At 41.0% G+C, this 8,908-nt stretch carries 5 protein-coding genes and 1 pseudogene; 1 reads left to right on the top strand and 5 read right to left on the bottom strand.

Annotated features, from left to right (window positions below; translation table 11 throughout):
- Positions 1–673: pseudogene (locus V8I28_RS12870) on the top strand (hypothetical protein); the annotation flags it as partial.
- A 153-nt stretch (positions 674–826) separates the two neighbouring features.
- On the opposite strand, the gene V8I28_RS12865 reads toward V8I28_RS12870, so the two are convergent.
- The 5 genes from V8I28_RS12865 to V8I28_RS12845 form a co-directional block, all read right to left on the bottom strand.
- Positions 827–889 (bottom strand): putative holin-like toxin, encoded by a 63-nt coding sequence (locus V8I28_RS12865; RefSeq protein ID WP_230083882.1) that lies wholly within the window; start codon positions 887–889, stop codon positions 827–829.
- 213 nt (positions 890–1,102) lie between these two features.
- Positions 1,103–2,317, bottom strand: a complete 1,215-nt coding sequence (locus V8I28_RS12860) for a restriction endonuclease subunit S (RefSeq protein ID WP_445928215.1) — start codon at positions 2,315–2,317, stop codon at positions 1,103–1,105.
- Positions 2,280–3,902, bottom strand: a complete 1,623-nt coding sequence (locus tag V8I28_RS12855) for a type I restriction-modification system subunit M (RefSeq protein ID WP_341780452.1) — start codon at positions 3,900–3,902, stop codon at positions 2,280–2,282. The genes V8I28_RS12860 and V8I28_RS12855 overlap by 38 nt, the downstream gene beginning before the upstream one ends.
- A 13-nt stretch (positions 3,903–3,915) precedes the next feature.
- Complete coding sequence (locus V8I28_RS12850) at positions 3,916–7,083, bottom strand: type I restriction endonuclease subunit R (protein WP_258115783.1); 3,168 nt, start codon at positions 7,081–7,083, stop codon at positions 3,916–3,918.
- Positions 7,084–7,221: 138 nt separating this feature from the next.
- Positions 7,222–8,802 carry a UvrD-helicase domain-containing protein gene (locus tag V8I28_RS12845; protein WP_341780451.1) on the bottom strand — a complete coding sequence of 527 codons (1,581 nt, stop codon included), beginning with the start codon at positions 8,800–8,802 and terminating at the stop codon, positions 7,222–7,224.
- Between the last annotated feature and the right edge of the window lie 106 nt (positions 8,803–8,908).

Below are 8,908 nucleotides of genomic sequence, written 5' to 3'. Positions count from 1 at the left end.
GTTCAAAGATTATTTAAACCAGCAAACCGACCTTAAAGTCAGTGAAGTGCCTTTAGCGACGCTAAATGGGGCTAAGGGGTATTTTCAACCCAGCACTAATGAAATCGTCATTGGTGGCGATGAGCCCGACAATGCTTTGAAACTAAAGACGTTATACCACGAATATGCGCATAGCCAGCTACACGGCTTAAAATCAGCCTTTAAAGATCGGCCACGAGCCTATCAGGAAACCCAAGCCGAAGCGGTTGCGTATGTTGCCATGCAAAATATTGGCGTTGATACCAGCAACTACTCACTCGGTTACGTGGCCACCTGGGCCAAAGATAAAGCCGTGATCCATAGTGCTTTAAGTGAGATCCAGCAAGTGAGCAACAAAGTGATTGAGCTTAGCGATGGCTTAACCAAACAATTAGGCTTACAAGAAGCCCAAAAAGAGCCTGAGCATGATCTAAAAAAGCTATCAGCCCATGATCTTAATAAGTCCTATCAAGGCTTGCAACAACAAGTTCAGCAAACAACGAAGCCACAACAAAAAGCACAATTTAAAAACCAGTTACATGAGATACACGAAGAAATCAGTGAGCGAACGCAAAAGCAGCTGAAATCCTTTGCTGAACAGCATCCAGAAATCAAGCAACCAGATTCTGAACCTGATCAAAGCCTAAAACGTTAGCCAGTTTTTAAGGGACATGCTATAATATAATAGAAAAGGGAAGCCTTGCGCTAACAAGACTTCCCGCGCAAGCCGCTTCAAAGGCGGTGGCGAAGTTAATAAGACAGCATTAAGCTACCCTGTAACTGGCCAAAGTTACGCAGGGCGGCTTTTTTATTTGTTCCTTTTGTCGATGTATGTTAGCAACGCTAAAATAAACATTGCAAACAGCAACATCAACGAGAGTGTCTGGAAGACGCTCATTGACTGTGAAACCTTCCTGAAGATTATTCCATGTTCCCATGGGCCTCACCTCGCAAGGGAAAAGACAGCCACCCCCCTTAAAACTTCCTGCGTAATCCATTATACAGGTGAATTAAGTGTTGACCAAGCACAATAAAAATTAAGTCATGGGGTTTCATAGGATCCTAAATTTGATCAAATTAAGAATCAGCAAAACATCTTTTGTAGATACCCTTTTTTTAGTTCCTGGAGTTTTTCAAGCTTACGCTGATGAAGGGTGATGGTGGTATCAAGGCTTTCAAAAAAGGTTGAAATTCGTTGCTGTTCTTCCAAGCTAGGAACCATTACCTTGACTGATTTTAGCGTTGGAAATTTCAAATTCCATGTATCAGAAGTCAATCCTTGTGAATTTCTTTTGAACGTTTGAATCATGTCATATCGTTTGAAATCATAAGCGAGGAACTTCGAATCATTACCTTCTTTAGGAATGATAACGGTATATGCAGGGCTTAGAATCCCGTTATACGGTGAATACCCGCTTGCACCTTGCCACATCCTCATTGAGTTGTAAGCAATGTCTCCTACTTCTACTTTTTTGTAATTAGACTTGTCATCACTAGAATTGTCTTTTCTGTATAGCTCACTAGCCTTCACAACACCGGAGTTAATAGTGACAGAGATTAGTTCCCCTTCACCGCTCCGTTCAGACCGTTCTGAGAACACATCACCCAACTTACGCTCTTCCCAATCGTCAGCAAACCCTGCAAATCTTAATTGCGGGAACTTACTAGCATTTTGGGGGAACATTTTTTGCAAATAGCCCTGTTTAAGTTCCTTAAGCTTAGCTAACTTACGCTGATGAAGAGTGATAGTGTCGTCTAATTGTTTGAAGAAAGAGCCGATTTTGTCTTGTTCCTCTATGCTTGGATACAGTTCAGTCCAATTTTCAACTTCTTTTTTTGATAAGTTCGTTTGGCCTGCTCCATCGTCAAAACGCAAAAAATAGTGATGTCGATTCATCAACGAATGAAGAAAATACGAATTGGTGTCTGAGTGTGGAGCAATTCCAGCGATACGTTGATTTAAGCTGTATTTGTTATCTTCATCAATCAAAAAGGTTCTCGCAATAGCACGACCATTTGGAACGTCACTCAACACAAAAGCCAGTTCACCTTTTTTTAAAGGTGCTATTAATTCATCAGAAAATTTCTTTACTGCTCCATTTGTCGAAACAAATTTTGAGTTTACTACAATGTAATCTCCATTTTCTGAAATATCTTTTTCATGAGCTTTTCCGTTTCTATAATCAGCAACTTCGATTAGCTTACGCTGTTCCCAAGGATCAGTGAAACCTTTAAATCTTAATTGCGGATATTTAGCTTGGTTATCTTTCATTGTGAGCCTCCGGTTTTGACTGATCATTCACCTGGGTGACCACTAACTGGCTAGCTAATTCATTAAAGGCTTGTTCATTCTGACTGATTTCCTCGTCCAGTTGCTTCAGATCAGCTTTAACTTGGTCCAGATCAATCTCGGGTTCCGGTTCAAACGTATCAACGTAGCGCGGAATATTTAAATTATAATCATTCTCTTTGATTTCTGCCGGTGAGGCCACATGAGCATATTTATCGACATCTTGCCGGTTTTGATAAGTGGTCACAATTTTTTGAATATTCGCTGCCGTTAGCTTATTTTGATTCTTGTCCTTTTCAAATTCCCGTGACGCATCAATAAACAAGACGTTATCAGTAGTTTTATGTTTCTTTAAAATCATGATTAACGTTGGAATACCAGTGGAATGAAAAATATTAGCGGGTAGCCCAATAATGGCATCAATCCGGTTATCCAGCAGAAGCTTTTGGCGAATTTTGCCTTCCTTAGCCCCCCGAAATAGCACGCCATGGGGTAGGACAATGCCCATAGTCCCGTGTTCCTGCAAATGATAAAAGCCGTGTAGCAGAAAGGCAAAGTCGGCTTTAGATTTAGGTGGTAAGACGCCATAGTCACGGAAGCGGGGATCGGACAAGCGTTTATCACTGTTATCCCAGTGTGCCGAGTAGGGCGGGTTCATGACGACCGCATCAAATAAGTAAGGTTCGTCAACCGGCCAATCTTTACTTAACGTGTCACCATTGCGTAAGTGCATATCGTCATACGAGACTCCATGTAGCATGAGGTTCATACGGGCCAGGTTAAAGGTCGTGGTGTTCAGTTCTTGGCCGTGATAACTCACTAAATTGGGGTCTTGCACGTGTTGTCCGACATTTAACAGCAGCGAACCAGAACCAACTGCTGGATCATAGACAGTCCGCAATTGGTTGTCACCTGAATTGCGCTGATAAGTCACAATCTGGGCAATAATGTCGGACACCTGCCGTGGAGTATAAAATTCACCCGCTTTTTTACCGGAATCACTGGCAAATTGCGCGATTAAGTATTCATAGGCGTCACCTAGGACGTCGCCTTGATGATGGATAAGATCAATCGCATTTAAAGCTAACATAGTATCACTGATAGTTTGATTCCGTTGTTGTAAAGAACTGCCTAATTTATTACTACTTAAATCCACATCGGCAAACAAGCCCGAAAAGTCTTGCGCTGAAGACAGATTTTGCGTCGACTGTTCCAGATCATGAAGTGCCTGGGATAAATCATCTAACGCAAAAGTATGGGCTTGAATCTTGCCAATCAGGGTGGTGTACAACGCTTGTGGTTGAATTAAATAGCCGAGCGTGTTTTGCAAATACTCAACTAAACTGGGCTGCACTGAGACGCCTTCCAACTCAAACTGCGGATCCATATACTGAGCATATTTCCGGGTGACATTTTCGGTTTCGCCTGCCCAATCACTAAAGGTCGTTAAGGTTTTCTCAGATAGAAACCGATAAAAAATTAACCCCAATAAATAATTTTTATATTCAGAAGCGTCCATTTTCCCGCGTAAGACATCGGCCGCATTCCATAGGGCGCTTTCAAGTTGACTAGCTTGCATTGTTTTTTCTGACATTGTTTAACCTCACTTATTTTTGTAGATAAATTGCTAAATCGTGTTCAATAAACTGCCGCCAAGCGGCCTGGGACTTAATCCGGTATAGTGGCAAAATAGCTGGAATCTTCGGCCCAGTGGCAGTTTGAGCTTGTAAGGCCGCTGCTAAATTCGCTGACTGCGTTAATTCTTGTTCATGATGCCATTCATCGGTACCCACGGTGTGTTCACGCGCCACCCGCAATAGGGCTGTTTGATCTAAGCCCCACGTGTGGGCGAATACCGACGTTTTTTTGACCAATTGTCTCTGGGCATAATCAGCCACCAACTCCCGAGCATTCAACGCTACTGGCGCTTTATTTTGGTCACTCTGTTGCTGAGACTGTTGCATTTGTTGTTCAATATAGGGCATGGCTTCACGAATTAACTGAGCCTGTTGCGGTTGCGTTTCCGCTAATTTATTCAAACTAGCCTGTACTTTGGCACTATTTTGCAGGTAATCGGTCATATGGGCTTGGGCTTGATCAGGTGTCGTGTACTGTTGCTGTTCATCAATCCAATCTTGAATTAATTGCGTCAAATAATCATAATCCACCAAGACGACTGAACCAACGGCTAGGGAAAAGTCTAAGGCGGCTAATTCTTCGGGGACTTTCTCAGGCTCTTGGTTAGTAACCGCCGCTTTAATCCGCAGATATTTACCCGTATAGGATTCTACTTCGGGCTGAGCGATACCAAAAGCTTTTTCACTATTTTTCCAAGTGAAATCGTTGTACATCGATAAGGAATTCAATTGCTGATTCACTTGGCGAAAGGCTTTCACAAACTGTACCTTGGCAGTGGTTCCTTTCAGGTCATCGGCCGCCGTCGGCGTTTGAGCAATGGCTTTTAAATCGACCACAGCCTTTTGAAATTTTAAGACAGCCTGCTGATAAGTGGGACGAATGATGACATTAAACGAGCCTTCGCCACTATATAACTTATAAGCTTCACGTTCATTCGCTTCCATGATTGCCGGCACCCGAAAGGTCACAATTTGGCCTTCTTGTTTTAATTCCCGGTTTTGGAGCCGGTTGGTGCGTGAGTAGGCTTGAATAAGTTCTTGATAAGCTAAGGTGCGGTCAACAAAGAGCGTGTTTAGCCGAGGGGCATCAAAACCTGTTAATAACCGTCGCACCACAATCACTAAATTAATTTCCTGATCGGGTTGCAAATGAGCAAAGACCGCCTCACGCCGGGCAGCCCGTTTTGCGACATCTTCGTTATAGAGATTCAAATCGGCTAAATCAAAATTAGTGTGATACTGCTGATTATAATCTTTTAAAATGGTGGCCATTTGGTCATGTTTTTGCGCACTCTGATCTTCGTTTTCACTTAATGAATAAGTAATTGCAATTCGGGGCCAATCAGGATCTAGCTGATTGTGAGTAGTCTTTTTAGCGGCTTTAAAGGCTTGATAATAGCGTTGCGCCATTTCAATGGAACTGGTGGTCAAAATAGCATTATAGTTGCCATGACCCAAACTCGTTTTACGCGGGCCTTTTTGTAAAATATATTGAACAACTTGATTAATATGCTCATCGGTCTCAAAGTCAGCCGGAGTTAAATACGTTTCTTCCAGGTCCTTCACTGACATCGCTTGAATCTTGGCTTGAATTTTTGCCTCATCAGCCGTACTCAGCAGGCGGCCTTGCTTATCACGACGCGCTTTGACGCGCTGAGTTTCTTTTTCGAGGGCCCGGGTTATCAACGTGTCTTTCCCAATCGTCGTTACGTGTTCCACGTTAAACGGTAACACGGCTTGGTCCTCTAAGGCGTCTCGTAAGTTATAAACGTGACAGACTTTACCAAATAGCTCCTCAGTCGTAACCGCTAGATCACCCTTGAGCTGTTTTTTATTTTCATTAAAGATGGGGGTGCCGGTGTAACCATACCAATTACTATTGACAAACGCGTCCCGAATTTCCTTTTGCATCTTACCAAACTGCGACCGGTGGGCTTCATCAACAAAGAAGATCACCCGTTGCTTTAAAGTTTTACTAAAGCGGGATTGCTTACCGGTTGCCAGCTGGGCTTGCGTTTTTTTGACCGCCCGATGAAGTTTTTGAATCGAGGTGACCAAGACCTTACCGTCATTTTGTTGCAATTTACGCATTAAATCACCGGTATTTTGGGCTTCGTTAATGGCAATATCATCATTGGCGGCATAGGCACTAAAGTTGCTAGTTGTCTGTTCGTCTAAATCCCGCCGGTCAACTAAGAAGATGACCTTATCGACACCAGGATCTTGCGCCGCTAATTTAGCGGTTTTATATGAGGTGAGTGTTTTACCAGAACCCGTGGTATGCCAAACAAAGCCATCTTGATGGTCATGAATCCGGTGCATCACGGCTTCAATCGCATAAATCTGATAAGGCCGTAAGAGAATTAAGCTCTGACGTTCTTGGTCGATGACCGTATATTCACTGACCATTTTGTGGGCCATGGGAATATTAAGGACTTGGCGCGTAAACGCTAAGCCGTTTTCCACGGGGTGATTATCCCGCGTTCGCCAATTGAACAAAAAGGCTTTATTGAAATGATCCGGTTCGGCATTCGCAAAATACGCCGTACTATCCGGCGTCATAATCACAAACATTTGCAACAGCGAGTAAATCCCCGTATATTTACCTTCCTGCGCGTATTTGTCAATTTGATTAAAAGCCTGGTTAAGTTCGACCGTGGCTTTTTTTAGTTCCAATTGAATTAAGGGTAACCCATTAATCAATAGGGTTACGTCAAAACGGCGATCAGGATCGACATCTTGAGTACCAGCTAACCGTGGTCGCACTGCTTGTCGGACCACTTCATAACTAGATTTACCGCCAGCAACGTCCGCTTTCCAAAACAACTCGAGAGTCACCGTGCCCAGCTTAGCATCATCACGTTCAACTTCAACTTTGCCAATGCCATTTTCGGCGGCTAGTAACTTAGCTGCTTCGTAAGGTGTCCGGACCTCAATCGCCCGTTTAACCTGATTAAATTCGGTATCAGTTAAAGGGTGTCCCTGCAATTTAGCATAGTTATTGTTATTTAATTTATCACGAAAATTAGCCCATAATTGATCCGGCGTCGCACCATACAGGTCTTTGCGTTCCACCCATTGATTGCTTCCAGTCGTTAAGGTTTTAACAACTTCTTTTTCAAACGACAGCTCCAACATAAAAAAGTCCCTTCCCCCTGCTTTTAAGTTACTTACTAGTTAGTTATATGTGAAATTGTTTGAAACTTTTTTTGAAAACAAAGTAATTTGTTATTCCTTTCTCTCATAAGAAGTTTCCCCTTAAAATGATTTTTCATTTTATATGCAAATAAAATCCCATCCACAAGCCCTCAGTAAATGCTCATCTTTGTCAGAGATCTCAGATTCAGGCAAAGCAATACAAACCATACCCTTCGCTCTTGTTAAGGCAACGTAATTAAGCGACATTCTTTCATCATTACTATTTTTGGACTCTTTTCCCTCTAAAAATGGTAAAATTTTTTTAACATCATGAGTTCTAAGGAAGGTTTCTAACAACAAAGTTGCTAAATGTGTTTGGCCTTTAACACTATGGATACTGCCTAATTTAATTTCAACCTGTCTATCCTTATGGGAAAAAATAAAACTATTATTTCGTTTCTTGGGGGATTCAATCTGATTATTTAATTCTTTTCCTATATTATCCTGCCATTCAAAGAAAGGATTTCCGGTCTCAAAGTTTTCAATAGTTTCAAGTGTTAGTTCGATATTGGAAACTGCCTCTGTCCATACTTTTTTTGGCAAATCTTCCTTAAATAATAAAAGCTTAATATTACGCCTAAGCAACATCAAATCTTCGTCTTTAAGAGTTTTAGAGAACACACTAAAAGGATTCTTATACAACCTGTACTTCTTTTTTCCTGTTATTAAATCATTCAAAAAATCAACTAGGCCCAATATTATCATTTTAACAGCTGATTCGCTCTCATTACTCTTCTTAACTAACAAACGCGCACGTTTAATATATTTCCAAAAATGATCATATTTAACTCTCAACTTATCAACATTAGCATTAGATGGATCGTATTGTGGCCAATATGCTTCAATATTAGCAGGAAAATGCTTTTGTACGTCCGCTGGATCCTTAATTTTGCGAACCCGGCCGATTGCAAAACATTCACAGCCATTAATTTCTTCATCAGAAAAGTTGTCTAGAACCAATTGTCCAAAGGTTGGAAGTACTTTTGCAATACTATTTTCATTAAACATTATTATAGTTGCTGGGATATTCTTAAAATCTGTGTTAACGCCCTTCATGGATTCACCAGAGATAGCTAAGGGATTGGCAATATTTGCGATTTTATCAGTTAAACGTTGGCTATCCAGAATACTAAAATGCGGAGAACTTGGAATAACGGCTTTAGAATAATGAATACCATCGTCATAAATGCTTTGGTTTGAATCGCCAAACGCTTGAATATCAGAGTTAGAGAATGAATGCCTTACTAAATTCCAAAGTATCAATGATGTATCTTGGGCTTCGTCAATAAATAATAACGGAAAACGTTTCGAAATATTTTTTGATATTTCAGAATGCTCTTTTATCGCAAGATTCGAAAAATAAATGACTTCATCATAAGTCAGATTTCCCTGTATAATCGAATATTTAATGATTTTATTAATTCTTTTTTGAGTTGCACTAGATTCTGAGAACGTAAATCCCTTTTTTAAGGAATATTCCATGACTACATTACGATGAGAATCAATTGCCCTATTTGGCCCAATCATTTTTCTTCGCATTGCCAAGGTAATACTAGAATCGATAGTTTGAATGTGAATACCCATGGATCTAAACCAAGGTTTAACCACAAAGTCACTAAAAAAAGAGTGGAATGTCCCAATAAAATTAGGATAACTCAATAATTTTTCTCCATAACTAAAGGTTGAAAGTTAAAAAGTACAGTAAAAGCCCGGTACGCCGGGCTTTTACTGTATAAAAATAGACATGGATTGCTCCACGAGTATA

This window comes from Levilactobacillus sp. HBUAS70063 (assembly GCF_038374745.1).
GTDB lineage: Bacteria > Bacillota > Bacilli > Lactobacillales > Lactobacillaceae > Levilactobacillus.
The sequence above is the reverse complement of the archived record's forward strand: the minus strand, read 5'-3'. Positions and strand labels throughout refer to the sequence as shown.

What these genes read in the sequence shown, in the direction of transcription:
- V8I28_RS12860 (WP_445928215.1), bottom strand. Translation starts at nt 2,317, where the DNA reads ATGATCAGTCAAAACCGGAGGCTCACAATGAAAGATAACCAAGCTAAA.
- V8I28_RS12855 (WP_341780452.1), bottom strand. Translation starts at nt 3,902, where the DNA reads ATGTCAGAAAAAACAATGCAAGCTAGTCAACTTGAAAGCGCCCTATGG.
- V8I28_RS12850 (WP_258115783.1), bottom strand. Translation starts at nt 7,083, where the DNA reads ATGTTGGAGCTGTCGTTTGAAAAAGAAGTTGTTAAAACCTTAACGACT.